This window comes from Qipengyuania sp. BR81-2, assembly GCF_055693895.1.
Genome location: NZ_CM146344.1, coordinates 1463170 through 1482699 on the forward strand (window position 1 = coordinate 1463170; position 19530 = coordinate 1482699).

Genomic DNA, 19530 nt, shown 5'->3' on the forward strand with positions numbered 1-19530 from the left:
GCACCCCTACATGGCACGGATGGAGAGATTCCATCCGCCAGTCTTCCAGCGCATGCTGCGCCTGGTCCTGCTCGCCGCTTTGGCGCTGCAGCTGGTTGTGCCTGCGGGTTTGGCGGCTCAGGAAGCACAATTTTCTTCGGGATCGGTCTGCCACACCTCGGCCAAGCCGGACGAGACCTATGCGGACATTGTCGCCGATGCGGCACGCTGGAATTGTGACGGGACGACGTTTGACTGGGACAAGACGCGCCATGTCGTGCGCCACGATCTTACCAATCGTGCCGAAAATGCACCGGCGGTGCGCTTCGCCGAGTTCGAGCGCAACGAATACGAACAGCTGACCCTGATCGCCCTCGAGGCCGACGGGTCGCAAACCTCGGCCAGCTACAGTTTCGCAGACACCCAGTTGGGCTCCTCGAGCCTCAAGTCGATTACAGAGCTCCCCAAGACCAAAACGCCGCCAATCGCCTTAATCATGGTCCTCGACGGGGGCTGGTGGCCCGAAATGCTGGTGAAGGCGAAACTCGTCACCGAGCCGAGCGTCGAGGCGAATGCGGGCTACATTCACCTGCTCGCAGCATTGCTCTGCGGCCTGTTCCTTGCGCCGATCATCTTCGATCTCGGATTCTATCGCGCGCTGCGCCGACCCTTTCCGCTGTTCCATGCGGTGTTCTGTGTCATGGCCGCGATCCAGACCGCTGCGGTCTCGGGCCTCATCGCGCTGCTGCTTCCGCTGTCGTACCAGACCGAGCTCGCGGTGACCTATTTCAGCCTCGACCTGATGATCGTGGCGACCTTCCTGTTCGCCTACAACTTCATCGAACGGGAATTCATGGAGAGGCGCCACAAGCGGATCCTCGGCACGATTGCCGCGGCGAGTTTCTCGAGCGCTGTCGCGACGACCTTCTTCCCCGACGTGTTCGACGTATGGATCGACCATGCCTATTTCGGCGTGTTGTGCAGCCTGCTGGTGGGCTATTTCTACGTGCTGTTCTCGGTTCGCGCCGCGGGCAGCCGGATGGCGCCTTACCTCATCCTCGGCTTCACACCGCTTGCCTTCATCATCCTGATCCAGGCCACCACGGTTTTCGTGGCCGCGCCGGGAGATGTGACCGCCTTCACGTTCGACGAGACCTGGCCGCAGAATTTCGCCCTGCTGTTCGAGGTAGTTGCGACCGCGCTCGCCGTGGCCGACCGCTTCATCTCGATCCGCCGCGAGCGTGACCGTGCGGTCGACGCCGCGCGTGCGATGGAGGAACTGAGCGAGCATGACGAGCTCACCGGCCTGCTCAACCGCCGCGCGCTCAAGTCGCGCTTCAAGGAGCTCATCGCCGAAGGGTTCACGACGATGGCCATCGTCGACATCGACCGTTTCAAGGCCGTCAACGACATCCATGGCCACCCCGTGGGTGACGAGGTGCTCAGGCAGACAGGTGCCGCGCTCGACTCCGGCACGGACGAAGACCTCGTCGCCTTCCGCATCGGAGGGGAGGAATTCCTGCTCTTGTTGCGCGGTGACGACGCCTCGAAGCGGGCTGAGGAGCGCCGCAGGGCGATCAGCGCGCGCACGCTCACCTATGTCGAGGGGCTGGAAGAACCGATCACGGCCAGCATGGGCCTGCTCGATTTCACGGCCGTCTCGAAAGATATGGAAATGCGTTTCGGCCCGCTCTACTCGCGCGCCGACCAGCTTCTTTACGAAGCGAAAAATGGGGGCCGCAACCGTACGGTCGAAGACACGATGGCGTTCTTCGTCCCCGAGGCGCAGAACGCGCGAAACGCTGCCGCCTAGACTTCCCTGAAGGGGGCTAGAACCTCCGGGCGAACGCGCACGAGCCGCTGGCTTTCGCGGTCGAGCATCGCCCAGGTCGTGGCCGCCGAAACGAGCACCTTGCCAGCTTCATTGCGGAAATCGACCCGCCTGATCGACGTCGCGCCGCGCGGGTCGCCTTCGATCCAGGTCTCGCCCGTCACGCTCTCGCCTTCGGAGACATTGCCGCGGTAATCGATCTCGTGGCGGGTCACGACCCAGAAAAACTGCTCCGCGTCTTCGGGCCGTGCCGTATCGTTCCAGTGAGCCGTCGCCATGTCCTGGATCCAGCTGACCCAGACCGTATTGTTGACGTGCCCGAGCTCGTCGATGTGCTCGGACCTTGCCGTGAACGTCTGCTCGAACCGGTGGCTCACTCGGTCATGCCCATCTGCCACAGGATGAAGGCGTACTCTTCCGCGACCTCGTAGATCGAGGCGAAGCGACCCGACTTGCCACCGTGGCCTGCGCCCATGTTTGTCTTGAGCAGCAGCTCGGTGTCGTTGGTCTTCAGTTCGCGCAGCTTGGCGACCCACTTTGCAGGCTCCCAATAGGTCACGCGCGGGTCGTTGAGCCCGGCGGTGACCAGCAGCGGCGGATAATCCTGCGCCACGACCTGGTCGTAAGGCGAGTAGGACAGGATGTAGGCGAAGGCCTGCTTGCTCTCGATCGGGTTGCCCCACTCCGGCCATTCGCCCGGCGTGAGCGGCAGGTCCTTGTCGAGCATGGTGTTGAGCACGTCGACGAAAGGCACATGCGCCACCACCGCGCCCCAAAGCTCGGGGTTGGTGTTGAGCACGACACCCATCAGCTCGCCGCCGGCCGAACCGCCGCTCGCGCTGATCTTGCCCTTGGCAGTGTAGCCCTTGTCGATCAGGCCCTTCGCGACATCGACGAAGTCGTTGAAAGTGTTGGTGCGCTCGTTGAGCTTGCCCTGCAGATACCAGTTGCGGCCCAGGTCGTCGCCGCCGCGGATGTGCGCGATGGCAAAGGCGAATCCACGATCGACCAGGCTGAGGCGCGTGGTCGAGAAGTTGGGCGGATAGGCAAAGCCGTATGCACCATAGGCATAGAGATGCAGCGGGCCGCCAGCCACACGGTCCTTGCGGCTGACGATCGAGACGGGGACCATCGTGCCATCGCGCGCGGCGATCTCGATGCGCTCGACCTGATAGAGGTTCGCGTCATAGCCGCTCGGAATTTCCTGCTGCTTGAGCAGCTCCAGCTCTCCGCTGTCGACGTGATAGTCATAGACCGAATCCGGCGTGACCATGCTCTCGTAGGTGAGGCGCAGCTTGCGCTGGTCGTATTCCGGATTGTTGGAAAGGCCGGTCGAGAAGCTCGCCTCGGTGAAGGCAATCGGTTTCACGAGGTTCGGATCTGCGTAGGAGCGCAGCTGGATCTGGTCTAGGCCGCGCAGCCGCCCTTCGGTCACGTAGAAGTCCTTGAACAGCTCAAAACCGTCCAAGTAGAACTCGTCCGATCCCTCGATCAGAGTGGTCCATTCACCCGGATTGTCGAGGCTTGCCGTGGCGAGGCGGAAGTTCACGTGATCGTCGTTCGTGTGCACGTAGAGCGTACCGTCACGCACATCGACATCGTACTCGCGCCCAGTCATGCGCGGCGCGACGAGGATCTGTTCGCCGGTCGGATCGTCGGCGCGAACGAGGCGCACTTCGCTCGTCTCGCTGTCGCCGACCGAGATGATCAGCCAGTCTTCCTGTGCCGAAAGGCCCGCGCCGACGCGGAAGCCCTCGTTCTCGGTTTCGCGGTAGAGCTCGACATCCTCGCTCATCGGAGTGCCGAGCACGTGGAGGCTCGCATCCTTCACGCGCCACTGTTCGTTGGCGAGGCCGTAGACGATCGCCTTGTCGCCCATCACCCAGGTCAGGCCCGACAGCGTACCGGGGATCTCGTCGGGCAGCAGTTCGCCGGTCTCGAGGTCCTTGATCCGCGCGGTGAAGCGTTCGGACCCGTTGGTGTCGGTCGAATAGGCGAGATAGCGCCCGTTCTTCGAGACGGAGAAAGCGCCGAGGCGGAAGTATTCGTGACCATCGGCCAGCGCATTCTCGTCGAGGATGAGCTGCGCATCGCCTCCGGCAACCGGGCGGCGGTAGTACTTGCGATACTCCGCGCCCTCTTCGAATTCGGACCAGTAGAGGAATTCGCCGCGGCGCTGCGGGACGGTGGAATCGTCTTCCTTGATGCGCGCCTTCATCTCTTCGTAGAGCTCGTCGACGAGGGCCTTGTGCGGCTCCATGCGCGCTTCGAACCAGGCATTCTCCGCTTTCAGGTGGTCGAGCACATCCTCGTCATCCACCGTCGGATAGCTCTGGTCCTTCATCCAGTGATAGGGATCCGAAATGGTGATCCCGTGGTGGGTGTAGGAATGGTCGCGTTTCTCGGCAGTCGGCGGAGAGGTGGGTGCGGTCACGGATGTCCCTTCGGCAGTTTGGGCAAATGCGGGTGCGGCAAAGGCCAGCGAGGCGGCACATAGGCACGCGGCCAGTCGGTTGAAAGTCACGAGCGAACCCTTTCGTGCGGCACAAAGGTGGAAAGAGCGGCCGCGAACCCCTATTGGAAGGGAGTGATTATGCGCGAGCAAAGCTCGCCGCAAGCGCTGCTTCGCCCGAATGCCGAGCAGCTCCGACGAAAGGATCTCGATACCGTCATGCTTATGCAAACCCACGAAGCCCGTCTCGACGCGCTGCGCACCGAACTGGACAAGCGCGGCCTCGACGGGTTCGTCATCCCGATCTCCGACGAACACATGAGCGAATATGTCGGCTCCTATGCCCAGCGCCTCCACTGGCTGACCGGCTTCGGCGGCAGCGCGGGCAGCGCGGCGGTGCTCAAGAACAAGGCCGCCATGTTCACCGACGGCCGCTACACCGTTCAGGTGCGCGAGCAGGTCGACGGCAAGCTCTACGACTATGAAGACGTGCCAGCGACCTCGCCGGCAAAATGGCTCGCAGAGCATGCAACCCAAGGCGCTAAGATTGGTTACGACGCATGGCTTCACGGCATCGAATGGGCCGAGGAAGCGCAGAAGTTCTTCGCCAAGAAGGGCATCGAACTCGTTCCGGTCGAAAGCAATCCGATCGACACTGTCTGGGCCGACCGCCCGCAGCCCTCGCTCGCTGCGGCAGTCCCGCATGACGACAAGTTTGCCGGGCGTTCGAGCGCCGACAAACGCGCCGAGATCGCCGACTGGCTGCAGCAGGAAGGCTATGACGCAACCGTCATCACCGCGCTCGATTCGGTCGCGTGGGTGCTGAACATGCGCGGCGAAGATGTCGACAACACGCCGGTCGCGCTCTCTTACGTGCTCGCCCATGCCGACGGAACGGCAGAGCTGTTTGTCGCGCCCGAAAAGGTGACGCCCGAACTGACCAAGCATCTCGGCAATGCAGTCAGCATCCGTGATCGCGCGGATTTCCAGCCTGCGCTGGCGGACCTTAAGGGGAAGACCGTGGCGGTCGATCCCAAGCATGCCGTGGCCGGCATCTTCCATGCGCTGGAGCAGGGCGGTGCGACCGTCGTGCGCGATGCCGATCCGGCCGTCCTGCCTAAGGCGATCAAGAACTCCGCCGAGCAGCAGGGCCACCGCGATGCGCAGGCGCGCGACGGTGCTGCCGTGGTGAAATATCTTCGCTGGATCGAAGAGAACGCGCCCTCGGGCGAAGTGGATGAACTGACTGCGGCGGCCAAGCTGCGCGAATTCCGCGGCCTTTCGACCGATCTCAAGGACACCAGCTTCGATACCATCAGCGCAGCCGCCGGCCATGCCGCATTGCCGCATTACAAGGTGGACGAGGACAGCAATATCCCGATCCCGCCCTCGAGCATCTACCTGTGCGATTCGGGCGGCCAGTATCTCGATGGCACGACCGATATCACGCGCACCGTCTGGGTGGGCCCGGGCGAGCCGACCGCCGAGATGATCGATCGCAACACGCGCGTGCTGAAGGGGCATATCGAACTCGACCTCGCGCGCTTCCCCGACCAGACCAGCGGCGGCGCGCTCGATGCGCTGGCGCGCATGCACCTGTGGCAGGCAGGCGTCGACTATGGCCACGGCACCGGCCACGGCGTCGGCAGCTATCTCTCGGTCCACGAAGGCCCGCAGCGTATCTCCAAGCCCGGCGGCGCTTTCCCGGGAACCGAAACCCCGCTGCGCGAAGGCATGATCCTTTCCAACGAGCCTGGCTATTACAAGCCGGGCGAATACGGCATCCGGATCGAGAACCTCGTGCTGGTGGTGGATGCCGAGATCGAGGGCAGCGAGGGCAAGTACCTCACCTTCGAAACGCTCACCCACGTGCCGCTCGACCGCCGCCTTGTCGACAAGGACCTGCTGACCGACCGCGAGATCGCATGGTGGAATGCCTATCACGCGAAAACCCGTGATATCCTCGCTCCGCAGCTGGAGGGTGATGACCTCGCGTGGCTCGAACGGGAATGCGCGCCGCTCTGAACCGGCTTGTAGGATTATGTATGTTCACGTAATGTTCCGCCGGTCGCGAGTCGTTATTTGAGAGGAGACAGGCGGATGATCGGATACGTAACAGTGGGCACGAACGACCTCGAGCGTGCGGCGAAATTCTACGATGCCATCGCCGCCGAACTCGGCGTCGGCCGGATGATGGACTTCGAAACCTTCATTGCATGGGGCAAATGGGACGGCGGCGCAGGTATCGCTGCAACCAGGCCATTTGACGGCGAAAAGGCGACTGTCGGCAACGGCACAATGGTCGCGCTCGAGGCCAAGGACCGCGACCAGGTGAAGCGGCTCTATGAAATCGCGCTTGCCAATGGCGGCACGGACGAGGGCGAGCCGGGACCGCGCGGAGAGCCGGACGAGAACGGCATGTTGTTCTATGCCGCCTATTTCCGCGATCCCGACGGCAACAAGCTCAATGCCTTCCTGATGGACAAGGTCGCCTGATGGCAAAGGTGCGCCGCCTCGCCGAGAACTGGGTCCACCTCGGGCTCGGGGCGACGGCGGTGCCGCAACCGTCGTTCGACGGGATGGAATGGTACGAGGCCTATGGCAATCGCCATGCCGCCGACGGGCGCGAGGGCCGGCTGGTCAGCCAGCACACTTTCACCGACGGCTGGCCGACCTGGGAAATGCACCCGCTGGGTGACGAGGTGGTGGTCTGCACTTCGGGCGAAATGGTGCTGAGGCAGGAATTCCCTGATGGCCGGCAGGAGGAGGTGACGCTGCGCGCGGGCGATTACGCGATCAACCCACCCGGTGTCTGGCATATCGCCGATATCGAGACCGAGGCGACCGCCGTATTCATCACGGCGGGCGAAGGAACCCAGCATCGCCCCCGCTGACTTTTCTGCAGCATGAACAGGCACTTCTTCCTGTGACAAAGCGTTACAAAACACCCGGTTCACGGCATATTGCTGCGACATTGGGTGCCTAGAAAGGGCACACGAGCTGCGGCGCCCGCATCCCCTCCCTCGCAAGTCCCCCGGCGCTGCAGCTCCCCCTATTTCCAGGAGCTTGAAGATGAAGAAGACGACCCTTTCGCTGACCGCCACCGCGCTCGTGCTTACCGGCACCGCGGCGCTCGCCCATGGCCACATGGGCAAGATGAGAATCGATGCCGATGGTGACGGTCTCGTCACGCGCACCGAGATGACTGCGCACGCCGACCAGATGTTCTCCCGGATGGATGCGAACGGCGACGGCGTAATCAATGCCGAAGACCGCGCAGCCCGCCGTCAGGCACGTTTCGTCAAGGCCGATACCAATGCCGATGGCGAACTGTCGCAGGCTGAAATGCAGGCCATGCACGCAGAGCGAATGGAAAAGCGCGAAGAGCGCCGTGCACAGCGAGGCGAACGCCGTGAAGGACGGATGGCCCAGCGCTTCGAGCGTCTCGACACCGACAATTCAGGCGGTCTTTCTCAGGAAGAACTGCGCACGGTTCACGTCCGCGCCGGCGATCGCGAAGGTGGCGAGCGCAAGGCCCGTGGCGGCAAGCGCGGTCATCGCGGCGGCATGCACATGCTGCGCCTCGCCGACACCAATGGCGACAAGACGATCACCCGCGCCGAATTCGATGCGGCTGTCGCCGACCAATTCGCCAAGACCGACACCGATGGCGATGGCCAGGTGACGACTGCCGAAATGCAGGCCCGTCACAAGGCGATGCGCGAGGCCATTCGCGCAGAACGCAAGGCCGGTGGCCAGTAAGCCGCTTGCGCGCAACGCAAACCAGAAGGTAGGCGCTAAAAGGAGCCTATGACCGATACTGCGCCTACCTCACTCCTGCTTGTCGATGACGAGCGCACCTTGCGCGAACCCCTGGCGGAGTATCTTTCCGGCCAGGGGTTTGCCGTGCGCGAGGCGGAAAGCGCAGCACAGGCGCGCAGCCTGCTCGAAGGCGACACGCCCGACCTCGTCCTGCTCGACATCATGATGCCGGGCGAGGACGGGCTTTCGCTCTGCCGCCACCTGGCCGAGAGCCGCCAGCTTCCCGTGATCCTGCTGACCGCCAAGGGCGAGGCAATGGACCGGATCATCGGGCTGGAAATCGGCGCCGACGACTATGTCACCAAGCCGTTCGAACCGCGCGAGCTAGTCGCTCGTATCCGCTCGGTCCTGCGCCGGTCGGAGCGTTCGGGCCCGGCTCCTTCCGAAGACCTCGCCTACAGTTTTGAAGGCTGGACGCTTGATCCCTTGAAACGCCGCTTGACCGACCCCGAGGGCACGCTGGTGCCGATCTCGACGGCCGAATTCCGCATGCTTCGCGCCTTCTGCGAACACCCACGGCAGGTCCTCGACCGCGACCAGCTGCTCGACATGGTACAGGGCCGCGAGGCGCATCTGTTCGACCGCGCCGTCGACAACCAGATCAGCCGCCTGCGCCGCAAGATCGAGACCGATACCCGCAACCCGCAATTCATCCAGACTGTGCGCGGTGGCGGATATCGCCTCGCTGCCGACGTCACCCGCGTGCCCGCGTGAAGCGTTTCCTCCCGAAAAGCCTGCTCGGCCAGGTTACGCTCGCCCTAGGGCTGACGCTCTTCATCGTGCAGGGTGTGAACGGCTTTCTCGCCTATAGTATCGAGAAGGACCGCGTCGAAACCGCACTGGTCAATACGCTCAGCCTGCGTCTCGTCGCGTCAGCGCGTTTCGCCGACGATCCGCTGGTCGTAGAAATCGAGCCTCGCCGCGCCGCGCGCGATGCGGAGGATCGGCGGCCTCAGCGTCGCCCTGGACCGAACCGGCGTCGCTTCGCCAACACCGATTTCCGGCAGGCGGACACCTTCGAGATCCTTCCGGTGGACGTCCGCCGCCCCGAACTGGAAGAGCGGCTGGCCGAGAACCTGCGCGACAACGGCCGCACATTCTCGGACATAAGGGTGATCGAGCGGCCGGTCACTGCCGATCCGGTGTCGCAGCGCTTCCTCCTGAGGTTGGCCTTGCGCCGCGGCCTGACGGAGCGCGAATTGCCCAAGACGGTCGCGCTGGCGGGTATCTCCGATGGCGAGGGCTGGGAGATCGTGCGCGCGCCGGTTCGCGATACACATCGGCATTTCGGCCCCGTTTTCCCCCTGCTGAGGGCAGCGGCGCTCACCCTGCTCCTGTCCTTCATCCTGTGGCTGGTCCTGCGGCGCCTGACAGGGCCGCTCGCCCAGCTGACCCGCCAGACGGAGCGGTTCGCCGCCTCCCCCGGCCAGTACGAGCCCATCGAGCCCCGCGGGCCCGAGGACGTGAAGCGGCTGATCACGGCGCATAACGCCATGGAAGCGCGCATCGGTGCGATGCTCGAGGAGAAAGACGTTATGCTCGGCGCAATCGGGCACGACCTCAAGACGCCGCTCGCCGCGCTTCGTGTGCGGGTCGAAGGTGTCGAGGACGAGACCGCGCGTGCCCGGATGGTCGACAGCATCGAGAACATCACCCTCACGCTCGATGAAATCCTCGCCCTGGCGCGGGTCGGCAAATCGAACGAACTGCCCGAACGCACCGACCTTGCAGCGCTGGCTGCCTCGGTCGTCGAAGAATTCGAGGACATGGGCGAAGAGGTGACGCTCGACGCGGCCCGGGTTGTCGCCCCGGTCCATCTCACCTGGCTCAAGCGCGGCCTCAGAAACCTCGTGTCGAATGCGCTGCGATATGGGGGCGATGCCAATGTGGCGATCGCGCGGGAGGGCGACGAGGCGATCCTGCGTGTCGAGGACAATGGCCCCGGTATTCCCGAAGACCGCATTGCGGAGATGCTCGAACCCTTCACGCGCGGAGAGGCAAGCCGCAACCGCGCTACCGGAGGCGCAGGCCTCGGCCTGACCCTCGCGCGGGCGGTCGCCGAACAGCACGGCGGTACACTTAGACTGTACAATCGCCCGGAAGGCGGCCTGCGGGCGGAATTCCGCCTCCCGCTTTAGCGCATCAGGCCGCCGACGATGTTGCGCACGAAGGCGTTGAGCCCGGTACGGACCGGGTCGGCGCGCGATTTCTTGCCCAGCACCGTCGCAACCGCGATCGAGCTGAGCGATCCTGCGGCAGCCGTCGCCGCGGCCTTGCCCGCCTTGGTCCACATGGAAGGCGTCTTGCGCTCGCGCTTGCGGACTTCTTCCTCTCCCTTTTCCTCGACCTCCTTCGCGGTCGCGGCGGCATCGGCAGCCTTTGCGGCGAGCACCTCCTCGGCGCTCTCGCGGTCGACCGCCTCGTCATACTTGCCGTCGAGATCGGAGACCGAGTTGATGATCTTGCGCTCCTTCTCGGTGACCGGGCCGAGACGCGAATGCGGCGGTTTGATCAGCGTGCGCTGGACCACCGAAGGCGCGCCGTCCTCGTCGAGCGTGGAGACAAGCGCCTCGCCGACCCTGAGTTCGGTAATTGCTTCCTCGACGTCGAGATCGGGATTGATGCGGAAGGTCTCGGCAGCCGCCTTGATCGCGCGCTGGTCGCGCGGGGTGAAAGCGCGCAATGCATGCTGGACGCGGTTACCCAGCTGGCCCGCGATCTTTTCAGGGATGTCGATCGGGTTCTGCGTCACGAAATAGACGCCCACGCCCTTCGAACGGATCAGGCGAACGACCTGTTCGACCTTGTCTTCCAGCGCCTCGGGCGCATCGTCGAAGAGGAGGTGCGCCTCGTCGAAAAAGAACACGAGCTTCGGCTTGTCGGGATCGCCCACCTCGGGAAGCGTCTCGAACAGCTCGGCGAGCAGCCAGAGCAGGAAGGTCGCATAGAGCTTCGGGCTGCGCATCAGCTTGTCGGCGGCGAGCACATTGATGATGCCGCGGCCCTGTTTGTCGGTGGCGAGGAAATCGTCGATCTCAAGTGCAGGCTCGCCGAAGAACTCGTTCGCGCCCTGGCTTTCAAAGCTCAGCAGCTGGCGCTGGATCGCGCCGACGCTGGCCTTGGAGACGTTGCCGTAGACTCCCGAAAGGTCTTTCGAATTCTCATAGGCGAAGGTCAGCATCGCCTGCAGGTCGCCGAGGTCGAGCAGCAGCAGGTTGTTCTCGTCGGCGTAGCGGAAGATGATGTTGAGCACGCCTTCCTGCGTCTCGTTGAGGTCGAGCAGGCGGGCGAGCAGCAGCGGCCCCATTTCCGAGATCGTCGTGCGGATCGGGAAGCCCTTTTCGCCGTATAAATCCCAGAAAACCGCGGCGTTGTCGGCATAGGCATAGTCGTCCATGCCCAGTTCCTTCGCACGGCCTTCCAGCTTGTCGGCATGCTTGAACTGCGGCGATCCAGCCATCGAGATACCTGCAAGGTCGCCCTTCACGTCGGCGACGAAGACCGGCACGCCATTGGCGGAAAAGCTCTCGGCAAGGCCCTGCAGCGTGACGGTCTTGCCGGTCCCGGTGGCGCCCGCGATCAACCCGTGGCGATTTGCCTGTTCAAGGCGCAGGTGCTGGTTCTCGCCATTGCCGCCCAGTCCGAGAAAAATCGTGCTCATTACCGCCCGTCCCTATGATCAAATCGTTGTCCGGCATGTGACGCAGCAGGCGGTGGAAGGTCAAGCAATCCCTCGACTTGCGCCGCCAAGACGCTAAAGGCTTGATGTCTATGGCGGGCCGGACCCCATTCGTATTGCTCGACGATGCGCGCGAAAGCGGCGCTGCAGACGGCCTGCTCTATCGCGATCCGAAGCAGGTATTCGTCGCCCGCCGCGCGGACGAGGTCGAAGCCGTGCTCGAAGCGGCCGAAGCAGCGCGAAGGCAGGGCGGGGAGCTCGCCGGCTACATCGCCTACGAGGCAGGCCTCGCGCTCGAGCCGAAACTGGCTGGACTTGCTGATGCTCGTAGCGGTTCGGCCGGGCCGCTGGTCTGGCTCGGCCTGTTCGATGCGCCCGAGCGAATTGCCGCAAATGAGATGCCCGCCTGGCTCAAAGCCAATGCGCAAGGGCGCGGCGGCGTCGGGCCGCTCGAACCGCAGCTCTCGCCCGGCGGCTATGAAGCGGCATTCGAGCAACTGCAGGAAGCGATCCGTGCCGGCGATATCTACCAGGCCAACCTGACCTTCCAGCTCGCCGGCAATTTCACCGGCGATCCGCTCGGTCTCTATGCCGCACTCAGGCCGGCAGCGCAGGCGGGCTACGGCGGAGTGATCTTCGATGGGTCGCACTGGCTGCTGAGCCTCTCGCCCGAGCTGTTCGTCTCGCTCAAGGGCAGCGAGGCCAAGGCCAAGCCGATGAAGGGCACGCGCCCGCGCAGCGACGACCCGTCGCAGGACAAGGCGCATGCCGATGAGCTTGCCGGCTCGGTCAAGGACAAGGCCGAGAACCTGATGATCGTCGACCTCATGCGCAACGACCTCTCCCGCGTGGCGGTGGCAGGCAGCGTGCGCGTCGACGAGCCTTTCGCGATCGAGAGCTATCCCACGGTCCACCAGATGGTGAGCGTGGTTCGCGCACAGCTGGAGGAAGGCAGGGGCGCGACCGATCTCGTGCATGCGCTCTTCCCCTGCGGTTCGATCACCGGCGCGCCGAAAATCCGCGCAATGGAGCTGATCAATGCGGTCGAGCGCGATCCGCGCGGGCCTTATTGCGGTGCGATCGGGCGTATCGGGGCAGACGGCGATGCTGCTTTCAATGTCGCGATCCGCACGCTGCGGCTTACCGAGATCGAGAACGCTAAGGGCAAGGCCGTCCTCGGTGTGGGCGGCGCGATCGTGGCCGACAGCGAGCCGCGCACCGAATGGCGCGAGGCGCTGATCAAGGGCGCCTTCGCCCGCGCATCCTCGCCCGAACACCAGGCTGCGCAGTTCGACCTCATCGAAACGATGCGCTTCGACATCGAAGGCGGTTTCTCCTTCCTCGAGGAACACCTGCTGCGGATGAAGACAAGCGCGGCGGAGCTCGGCTTCACCTTCGACCGGCACGAGGCGCGCAACCAGCTCCATGCGCTGTGCTTCGTGCTCGAAAAGTCGAGCCGGGTGCGCCTCCTCGCATCGCGCAGCGGCGCAGTCGCGATCGAGATCCAGGACCTTCCGCCCGCATGGGAGGAGCCTGCGCAGTGCATCGGCCTGCCGCTACCCGTCGACCCGGGCGACTGGCGCCTCAGGCACAAGACCACCGATCGCAGTTTTTACGAGGACGCGCAGGCGGTTGCGCGTGACCGGGGCGCTCAGGAAGCGCTGTTCGTGCGCGAGGACGGCCTGCTGACCGAAGGCGCGATCACGAATATTTTTGTTGAGCGTGGCGGCGAATTGCTTACTCCGCCCGCCAGCCTCGGCCTGCTGCCCGGCGTCCACCGGCAATCGCTGCTGGACGAAGGCAAGGCGCGCGAGGCCGAACTCACCATTGCCGATCTCGAGGACGGTTTCTTCCTCGCCAACGCGCTGCGCGGCATGATGCGCGCGCAACTGAAGACTGCATGACCGATATTCCGATCATTTTCGAAGACGGCGAAGCGCTCGTCATTGACAAGCCTGCGGGCCTTCCCGTCGACCGTCCGCGCCGCGGCGGCCCGTGCCTCGAAGACCATTTCGAGCAGCTGAAGCTCGGCTTCCAGCGCCCGCCTACGCCTGTCCATCGGCTCGACACCGACACGAGCGGCTGCCTGCTGCTGGCGCGCAATCCCAAGGCGCTGAAGCGTTTCGGCAAGGCATTCGAGGAGCGGCTGGTCGAGAAGCGCTATCTCGGCATCCTCGCGGGTATCCCGGAGGAGGACGAGGGCACGATCGAACTGTCGCTGTCCAAGATCAGCAGCGCGGACAAGGGCTGGCGCATGATCGCCGCCAAGAAGGGCAAGCCTTCCATCACCCACTGGCGCAAGCTGATGGAGCATGACGGCAAGGCGCTGCTCGAATTCCGGCCCGAGACCGGCCGGACCCACCAGATCCGCATCCATTGCCAAGCGGGTCTCGGCCTGCCGCTGCTCGGCGACCCGGTCTACGGGACCGGAAAGGGTGCGCCGCGCACCATGCTCCACGCCGCGGGCATCATCGTCCCGCGCGAGAACAAGCCCGCCATCGAGGCCGCCGCGCCGTTGCCGCGCGACTTCGCGGGCCTCGGCTTTGCGGATGGGTAGGATTGCCGACCGCGCACTGGAGATAGCCGAGGAGAAGTTCATCGCCTCCTCCGGCCCGGGCGGTCAGAACGTCAACAAGGTCGCCACCGCCGTCCAGCTGCGCGTCGACGTGTTCAAGATCGGCATGTCTCCCGATGCCTTCGAACGGCTCAAGGAGGTTGCCGGCAGCAAGCTCACCAAGGGCGGCGAGATCGTGCTCACTGCCAACGAATACCGCACCCAGGAGCAGAATCGCGAGGCGGCACGCGAACGGCTGGTCGCGCTGTTGAACGAGGCGCTGACCCCGCCCAAGAAGCGCAAGAAAAGTCGGGTAAACCGCATCGGCAAGGTGAAGCGCCTCAAGGCGAAGAAGGCGCGCGGCGAGGTGAAGGCCAGTCGCGGCAAGGTCGATTGGTAGCGCGCAGCACCTTCCGCGCTTGACTTTTTCCCGTGAATCACCCAATGGGCGCGCCGGAACGGCGGTGCTACGCGCGCCGCCCTTATTTTTTCGGCTTGAAACCCCACATGGGGTCGGCCTCATTAGAGATCTTTAGGAACACGCCATGGCGAAGCCCGCAACCGTCAAGATCAAGCTCGTCTCGACCGCCGACACGGGCTTCTACTACGTGACGAAGAAGAATCCGCGTAACCACACCGAGAAGTTCGTCTTCAAGAAGTACGATCCGATCGTCCGCAAGCACGTGGAATTCAAGGAAGCCAAGATCAAGTGATCTGGCCGGCCCGTGCGGCCGACAAGCTGAACCGCGGGAACGCGATTAGTTCAGTGACAGTTCAATGCTCCGAGCCTAAATCAGGAGCATGAACACCTTGACCATCTTCAAGAATCGACCCGTCATCTCGGCCGTGGCATTCGCCATGGCCGTTGGCGTACCTGCGTCCTTCTATGCGACGCCTGCCCCTGTCGTCGCCCAGACAGGCGATCTGGACCGCGCGGTCGAGGCGCTCCGCGGCATTTCGACCATGAAGGCCGATTTCGTCCAGACCGACCGCAACGGCCAGGCCGTGTCGGGCGTGATGACATTGAAGCGTCCGGGCAAGATTCGCTTCGAATACGAAAAGGGCGTCGACCTGCTCGTCGTCTCGAACGGCAAGTCGATGTACATGATCGATTACGCCGTCAGCCAGGTCCAGCGCTGGCCGATCAAGAATTCGCCGCTCGGCGCATTGCTCGATCCGAGCCGCGACGTGAAGAAATACGGCCGTCTCGTGCCCACCAGCCATTCGGATGTCGTCAGCATCGAGGTGCGCGACAAGAATCGCCCTGAGTTCGGCGTGATCACGCTCATCTTCGCGCGAGATGCCTCGGCGCCGGGCGGGTTGCGACTGACGCACTGGGTGGCGCTCGACTCGCAGAACCACCGCACCACGGTCCGGTTGCGCAACCACCGCTACGGTATGGCGGTTGCAGACAGCACGTTCAGGTTCCGCGACCCGCGTCGCTCGACCCGTCGCCCGGGATAAACGCTTCGGCGACGAAACGTTCGGATATTGCGGCTTCTTGCGACCGAATGTTCATTGAGTAGCAAGTCAGGCAAGAGTAAAACGGAATTCACGAAGCGGCGGAAGGCATTTTCCCCCCTGTTGAATGCCTGACCCAACAACCTCTTCGTATCCAAGCGTGACGAACGCTCACAAGGAACCCTCGAGCCAATGCCCCCGGCTCGAGGGTTTTTTGTTTGGGGGTGTGGACCGGCTGGCGAGAGCGCCCTATCTCCGCGCCATGGTTTCTGTAGCTACCTGGAACATCAATTCCGTCCGCCTTCGCATGCCCATCGTCGAGCGTTTCCTGAAGGAGACCTCGCCCGACGTTTTATGCCTGCAGGAAATCAAGTGCCAGGAGCACCAGTTCCCCTACGAGGCTTTCAAGGAACTGGGCTACGAGCACGTCGCCGTGCACGGCCAAAAGGGCTATCACGGGGTCGCCACGGTCAGCCGCGTGCCCTTGCGCGAGTTCTCGCGCCACGACTGGCAGGATAATGGCGAGGCGCGCCACGTCGGTGTCGAACTTCCCGAGCATGACGGCATGATCATCGAGAACGTCTATGTTCCCGCAGGCGGCGACGAGCCCGATCGCGAAAAGAACGTCAAATTCGGCCAGAAGCTCGACTTCCTCGAGCGGATGACCAAGTGGGCGGACAAGGTCGATCGCCCCACGCTGATCGTTGGCGATTTCAACATCGCACCGCTCGAAAGCGACGTGTGGAACCACAAGCAGCTCCTGAAAGTCGTCAGCCACACGCCGATCGAGGTCGAGAGCCTCCAGCGCTTCATGGATGCGCACGGCTGGTCCGACATCGGTCGCGAGCACATCAAGGCTCCCGAACGCTATTACAGCTGGTGGAGCTACCGCGCGAAGGACTGGAAGGCGAACGATCGCGGACGCCGCCTCGACCACATGTGGGCGAGCCCCGAGCTCGCGAAGCAGGCGAGCGCGCACTCGGTCCACGAATATGCGCGCGACTGGGAAAAGCCTTCCGACCACGTGCCGCTGGTAACGGAGTTCGATCTCTGAGCGAGCCGTCACCCTCACGGCGCGCGGCGCTGGCGGTGGACGCACTGCGTCACGGCTGGCCGATCGCGATCGAGGGTGCACCGCTGTTGCAGCCGGTCGAGACCGCATTCTCCGAAGTGTCGGGCGACGCCATGCTGGTTTCAGCCACACGCGCTGCGACACTCAAGCTGGCGAACCAGCGCGAAGCCGCTGCGCCCCGCCAGCCCGTCCTGATGCGGAGTGCAGAGACCTTCGACCTTCCGGCCGCATTGGCTGTCGCCGATCCTGCCCTCGATTTGCAGAGCCCGCTCAAGGGTCCGTTCAAAGCGCTTACCCTCGATTGGGAGGAGCAGGCGAAGGCCGCGCTCGAACTGGCTCGTATCGCTGGCATCCTGCCCGCCTTCCTCGTCGATCCCGAAGGCGCATCGGAAGCGACGCATTTCTCGGCAAGCGATCTCGATGCGTTCACCGACCCGCAGCGCCTGCGCATCGCGACGCGCGCTAAGTTGCCGGTGGCCGCGTCCGAGGACGCCAAGATCGTCGCCTTCCGCAGTCCCGATGACACGCGCGAACATGTCGCGCTGGTGATCGGCAGGGAGCGCAGCGACCGCGCGCCGCTCGTCCGCCTGCATTCCGAATGCCTGACTGGCGACATCCTCGGCAGCCTCAAATGCGATTGCGGCCCGCAGCTCGATGCGGCGCTTCACGCGATGGCGGAGGAAAGCGAGAAAGGTGGCTGGGGCGTGCTGCTCTACATGCGGCAGGAGGGGCGCGGGATCGGCCTGGTGAACAAGCTGCGTGCATACCGTTTGCAGGACCAGGGGTTTGATACGGTCGATGCGAACACGCGGCTCGGCCTACCCGACGAGGCGCGCGACTTTCCGACTGCGGCGCGCATGCTGGAGCTGCTTGGAGTCAGGGAGATCCGGCTGATGACGAACAACCCCGCCAAGGTCGAAGCGCTCAAGGCGCAAGGCGTGAGCGTTGCCGAACGCGTGCCGCATTCGCTGCCCGATAATCCTCACAATGCCCGCTACCTCGCCACCAAGCGCGACCGGGCAGGACACTTGCTGCCATGAGCGCTTTCGCGATCCGCCCTGAGCGTGCAGGCGATGAGCAGGTGATCCACGACCTGACCGAAGCCGCCTTCAGGGACATGCCTTTCAGCGACGGCGACGAGCAGGATCTCGTCGACCGGCTGCGCGCGGATGGCGACCTGACGCTGTCGCTGGTGGCCGAAGACGCCAACCGGGTCGTCGGCCATATCGCATTCTCGCCCGTCACGATCAGCGACGGCTCATCGGATTGGTACGGGCTTGGCCCGGTCTCGGTTCTTCCCGAGCTGCAGCGTGGCGGAATCGGCGGCAAGCTGATCCAGAGAGGCATCGCGGATATGCGCGCCATCGGAGCGCGTGGCATCGTCCTGCTCGGCAGTACCGATTACTATCCGCGCTTCGGGTTCGAGCATGACCCGCAGCTCGCCTATCCGGGGCCGCCCGCAGAGTATTTCCAGCGACTGGTGCTCGAAGGCGATGCGCCAAGCGGAACGGTGAGTTACGCGCCAGCTTTCGGCTGAAGTCGCTTGCCGATCGCCTGTCCCATGCGGACGGCATCGCCTGCCTTGAGGTTCGCGTCCCATTCGACCTTGCCCGGTTCGAACAGCAGCACCACGGTCGAACCGAGGATGAAGCGGCCCATTTCGTCGCCCGCTTCGAAGCTGTGTTCGCTGCCCTGAAAATCCTGTCGCACCAGCCTGGGGTTGTGCGTTTCGACGAGACCGCTCCAGACAGTCTCGATACCGGCCACGATCATCGCGCCGACCATCACGCTGGCGAACTTGCCGTCGGGCCCGCAGAACATGCAGGCGAGCCGCTCGTTGCGCGCGAACAATCCGTCGACATTTTCCGCGGTGACCTGGTTCACCGAGAAGAGATCGCCCGGCACGTAGGTTGCAGAGGTCAGCGCACCGGCAGCTGGCATATGGACGCGGTGATAGTCGCGCGGGCTGAGATAGATCGTCGCGAAGCTGCCGCCCTCGAAACGCTGCGCCGCTTCGTCGTCGCCACCGAGGAGCTGGGTGGCGGTGAAGTGCCGCCCCTTGGCCTGGAAGATGCGGCCTTCCTCGATCCTGCCGATCTGGCTGACGGCACCGTCGGCAGGGCTGAGGATGTGCGTGGAGGCATCGGCGAGCGGTCGCATGCCGGGCTTCAGTTCGCGGGTGAAGAAGTCGTTGAAGCTCTTGAATTGCTCCACGCCTCGTGCCGCCTCGCTCATGTCGACGTCATAGGCATCGATAAAGCGGCGGATGAGGAGGTTTTTGAGCCAGTGAGTTTCGGAAGAGGCGATTTTTCCCGCTCCGCGCGAGACGGCGTGGTGCGGGAGGGCGTGCTGGAGCCAGATGAAGGGTGAGGCCATGACGGGTCTGTTGGACCAGTGGAGGCGCTTGCGCAAGCTAGTCGGGCTTGCGGGGCCTCCACTTCCAGCCGCCGCGCGTTTTCGACTTGGCGATCAACAGGAAAGCGGCAGTGGAGGCGAGGAAGAGGACGATCCCGGTGGGCACGTAGACCTCGTCACCGGTCTCCCAGAGCAGGCCCGCGACAGCCGCTGCCGCGATGTAGAGCAACATCACCGCCCAACCTTGCCACGCTATCGGAAGGCCGCTTCCGTAACCGACTTTCTTGGCGGCGAACCATGCGTCGTCCTTGTCGCTCATCGTCCG

At 64.0% G+C, this 19530-nt stretch carries 20 protein-coding genes; 15 read left to right on the forward strand and 5 right to left on the reverse strand.

Annotated elements, in window-relative coordinates; genetic code table 11:
* Positions 1–10: 10 nt before the first annotated feature.
* Positions 11–1792: a sensor domain-containing diguanylate cyclase gene (locus ACZ1G8_RS07255; RefSeq protein WP_472678803.1), complete on the forward strand. Its 1782-nt coding sequence runs from the start codon at positions 11–13 to the stop codon at positions 1790–1792.
* Here the strand turns inward: ACZ1G8_RS07255 and ACZ1G8_RS07260 are convergent.
* On the reverse strand, positions 1789–2187 hold the full coding sequence (locus tag ACZ1G8_RS07260; RefSeq protein WP_472678804.1) for an acyl-CoA thioesterase: 399 nt from the start codon (positions 2185–2187) through the stop codon (positions 1789–1791). The genes ACZ1G8_RS07255 and ACZ1G8_RS07260 overlap by 4 nt on opposite strands.
* The gene (locus tag ACZ1G8_RS07265; RefSeq protein WP_472678805.1) at positions 2184–4244 is read right to left on the reverse strand and encodes a S9 family peptidase; all 2061 of its coding nucleotides are present in this window, start codon (positions 4242–4244) and stop codon (positions 2184–2186) included. The genes ACZ1G8_RS07260 and ACZ1G8_RS07265 overlap by 4 nt, the downstream gene beginning before the upstream one ends.
* A gap of 237 nt (positions 4245–4481) precedes the next feature.
* Between ACZ1G8_RS07265 and ACZ1G8_RS07270 the strand changes: the two genes are divergently transcribed.
* The 6 genes from ACZ1G8_RS07270 to ACZ1G8_RS07295 all read left to right on the forward strand — a co-directional run bounded on the left by ACZ1G8_RS07270 (position 4482) and on the right by ACZ1G8_RS07295 (position 10222).
* Positions 4482–6287 carry an aminopeptidase P family protein gene (locus ACZ1G8_RS07270; protein ID WP_472681214.1) on the forward strand — a complete coding sequence of 602 codons (1806 nt, stop codon included), beginning with the start codon at positions 4482–4484 and terminating at the stop codon, positions 6285–6287.
* Between the two features lie 75 nt (positions 6288–6362).
* Positions 6363–6758 (forward strand): VOC family protein, encoded by a 396-nt coding sequence (locus ACZ1G8_RS07275; RefSeq protein WP_472678806.1) that lies wholly within the window; start codon positions 6363–6365, stop codon positions 6756–6758.
* Positions 6758–7156, forward strand: a complete 399-nt coding sequence (locus ACZ1G8_RS07280; protein WP_472678807.1) for a cupin domain-containing protein — start codon at positions 6758–6760, stop codon at positions 7154–7156. The genes ACZ1G8_RS07275 and ACZ1G8_RS07280 overlap by 1 nt, the downstream gene beginning before the upstream one ends.
* Before the next feature lie 178 nt (positions 7157–7334).
* A complete protein-coding gene (locus tag ACZ1G8_RS07285) occupies positions 7335–8024 on the forward strand; it encodes a hypothetical protein (RefSeq protein WP_472678808.1) in 690 nt (229 codons plus the stop codon).
* Positions 8025–8072: 48 nt separating this feature from the next.
* Complete coding sequence (locus ACZ1G8_RS07290; RefSeq protein WP_472678809.1) at positions 8073–8798, forward strand: response regulator; 726 nt, start codon at positions 8073–8075, stop codon at positions 8796–8798.
* On the forward strand, positions 8795–10222 hold the full coding sequence (locus ACZ1G8_RS07295) for a sensor histidine kinase (protein ID WP_472678810.1): 1428 nt from the start codon (positions 8795–8797) through the stop codon (positions 10220–10222). The genes ACZ1G8_RS07290 and ACZ1G8_RS07295 overlap by 4 nt, the downstream gene beginning before the upstream one ends.
* On the opposite strand, the gene ACZ1G8_RS07300 is transcribed toward ACZ1G8_RS07295, so the two are convergent.
* Positions 10219–11745 (reverse strand): helicase HerA-like domain-containing protein, encoded by a 1527-nt coding sequence (locus tag ACZ1G8_RS07300; RefSeq protein ID WP_472678811.1) that lies wholly within the window; start codon positions 11743–11745, stop codon positions 10219–10221. The two genes, ACZ1G8_RS07295 and ACZ1G8_RS07300, sit on opposite strands and share 4 nt — an antisense overlap.
* 110 nt (positions 11746–11855) lie before the next feature.
* On the opposite strand from ACZ1G8_RS07300, the gene pabB reads away from it, so the two are divergent.
* The 8 genes from pabB to ACZ1G8_RS07340 all read left to right on the forward strand — a co-directional run bounded on the left by pabB (position 11856) and on the right by ACZ1G8_RS07340 (position 18387).
* Complete coding sequence (gene pabB / locus ACZ1G8_RS07305) at positions 11856–13667, forward strand: aminodeoxychorismate synthase component I (protein WP_472678812.1); 1812 nt, start codon at positions 11856–11858, stop codon at positions 13665–13667.
* A complete protein-coding gene (locus ACZ1G8_RS07310; protein ID WP_472678813.1) occupies positions 13664–14320 on the forward strand; it encodes an RluA family pseudouridine synthase in 657 nt (218 codons plus the stop codon). The genes pabB and ACZ1G8_RS07310 overlap by 4 nt, the downstream gene beginning before the upstream one ends.
* Positions 14313–14717, forward strand: coding sequence for an alternative ribosome rescue aminoacyl-tRNA hydrolase ArfB (arfB, locus tag ACZ1G8_RS07315; RefSeq protein ID WP_472678814.1), 405 nt, complete (start codon positions 14313–14315; stop codon positions 14715–14717). Before ACZ1G8_RS07310 ends, arfB begins: the two co-directional genes overlap by 8 nt.
* A gap of 145 nt (positions 14718–14862) precedes the next feature.
* Positions 14863–15030: a 50S ribosomal protein L33 gene (rpmG, locus tag ACZ1G8_RS07320; protein ID WP_221427042.1), complete on the forward strand. Its 168-nt coding sequence runs from the start codon at positions 14863–14865 to the stop codon at positions 15028–15030.
* 88 nt (positions 15031–15118) lie between these two features.
* Entirely contained in the window at positions 15119–15781 is a 663-nt protein-coding gene (locus tag ACZ1G8_RS07325) for a LolA family protein (RefSeq protein WP_472678815.1), read from the forward strand.
* Positions 15782–16040: 259 nt separating this feature from the next.
* Positions 16041–16832 carry an exodeoxyribonuclease III gene (gene xth / locus ACZ1G8_RS07330; protein WP_222405531.1) on the forward strand — a complete coding sequence of 264 codons (792 nt, stop codon included), beginning with the start codon at positions 16041–16043 and terminating at the stop codon, positions 16830–16832.
* A gap of 35 nt (positions 16833–16867) precedes the next feature.
* Entirely contained in the window at positions 16868–17890 is a 1023-nt protein-coding gene (ribA, locus tag ACZ1G8_RS07335; protein ID WP_472678816.1) for a GTP cyclohydrolase II, read from the forward strand.
* The gene (locus tag ACZ1G8_RS07340) at positions 17887–18387 is read left to right on the forward strand and encodes a GNAT family N-acetyltransferase (protein ID WP_472678817.1); all 501 of its coding nucleotides are present in this window, start codon (positions 17887–17889) and stop codon (positions 18385–18387) included. Before ribA ends, ACZ1G8_RS07340 begins: the two co-directional genes overlap by 4 nt.
* Here ACZ1G8_RS07340 and asd read toward each other — a convergent pair.
* A complete protein-coding gene (asd, locus tag ACZ1G8_RS07345) occupies positions 18366–19226 on the reverse strand; it encodes an archaetidylserine decarboxylase (protein ID WP_472678818.1) in 861 nt (286 codons plus the stop codon). The genes ACZ1G8_RS07340 and asd overlap by 22 nt on opposite strands.
* Positions 19227–19263: 37 nt before the next feature.
* A complete protein-coding gene (locus ACZ1G8_RS07350) occupies positions 19264–19524 on the reverse strand; it encodes a hypothetical protein (protein ID WP_472678819.1) in 261 nt (86 codons plus the stop codon).
* Between the last annotated feature and the right edge of the window lie 6 nt (positions 19525–19530).

Bases quoted from the DNA above. Each gene is read 5' to 3' on its own strand.
- ACZ1G8_RS07290 (WP_472678809.1), top strand. From the start codon at position 8,073: ATGACCGATACTGCGCCTACCTCACTCCTGCTTGTCGATGACGAGCGC.
- arfB (WP_472678814.1), top strand. From the start codon at position 14,313: ATGGGTAGGATTGCCGACCGCGCACTGGAGATAGCCGAGGAGAAGTTC.
- ACZ1G8_RS07285 (WP_472678808.1), top strand. From the start codon at position 7,335: ATGAAGAAGACGACCCTTTCGCTGACCGCCACCGCGCTCGTGCTTACC.
- ACZ1G8_RS07310 (WP_472678813.1), top strand. From the start codon at position 13,664: ATGACCGATATTCCGATCATTTTCGAAGACGGCGAAGCGCTCGTCATT.
- ACZ1G8_RS07280 (WP_472678807.1), top strand. From the start codon at position 6,758: ATGGCAAAGGTGCGCCGCCTCGCCGAGAACTGGGTCCACCTCGGGCTC.
- ACZ1G8_RS07350 (WP_472678819.1), bottom strand. From the start codon at position 19,524: ATGAGCGACAAGGACGACGCATGGTTCGCCGCCAAGAAAGTCGGTTAC.
- xth (WP_222405531.1), top strand. From the start codon at position 16,041: ATGGTTTCTGTAGCTACCTGGAACATCAATTCCGTCCGCCTTCGCATG.
- ACZ1G8_RS07270 (WP_472681214.1), top strand. From the start codon at position 4,482: ATGCTTATGCAAACCCACGAAGCCCGTCTCGACGCGCTGCGCACCGAA.
- ACZ1G8_RS07275 (WP_472678806.1), top strand. From the start codon at position 6,363: ATGATCGGATACGTAACAGTGGGCACGAACGACCTCGAGCGTGCGGCG.
- asd (WP_472678818.1), bottom strand. From the start codon at position 19,226: ATGGCCTCACCCTTCATCTGGCTCCAGCACGCCCTCCCGCACCACGCC.
- rpmG (WP_221427042.1), top strand. From the start codon at position 14,863: ATGGCGAAGCCCGCAACCGTCAAGATCAAGCTCGTCTCGACCGCCGAC.
- ACZ1G8_RS07325 (WP_472678815.1), top strand. From the start codon at position 15,119: ATGAACACCTTGACCATCTTCAAGAATCGACCCGTCATCTCGGCCGTG.
- ACZ1G8_RS07255 (WP_472678803.1), top strand. From the start codon at position 11: ATGGCACGGATGGAGAGATTCCATCCGCCAGTCTTCCAGCGCATGCTG.
- ACZ1G8_RS07300 (WP_472678811.1), bottom strand. From the start codon at position 11,745: ATGAGCACGATTTTTCTCGGACTGGGCGGCAATGGCGAGAACCAGCAC.
- ACZ1G8_RS07340 (WP_472678817.1), top strand. From the start codon at position 17,887: ATGAGCGCTTTCGCGATCCGCCCTGAGCGTGCAGGCGATGAGCAGGTG.
- pabB (WP_472678812.1), top strand. From the start codon at position 11,856: ATGGCGGGCCGGACCCCATTCGTATTGCTCGACGATGCGCGCGAAAGC.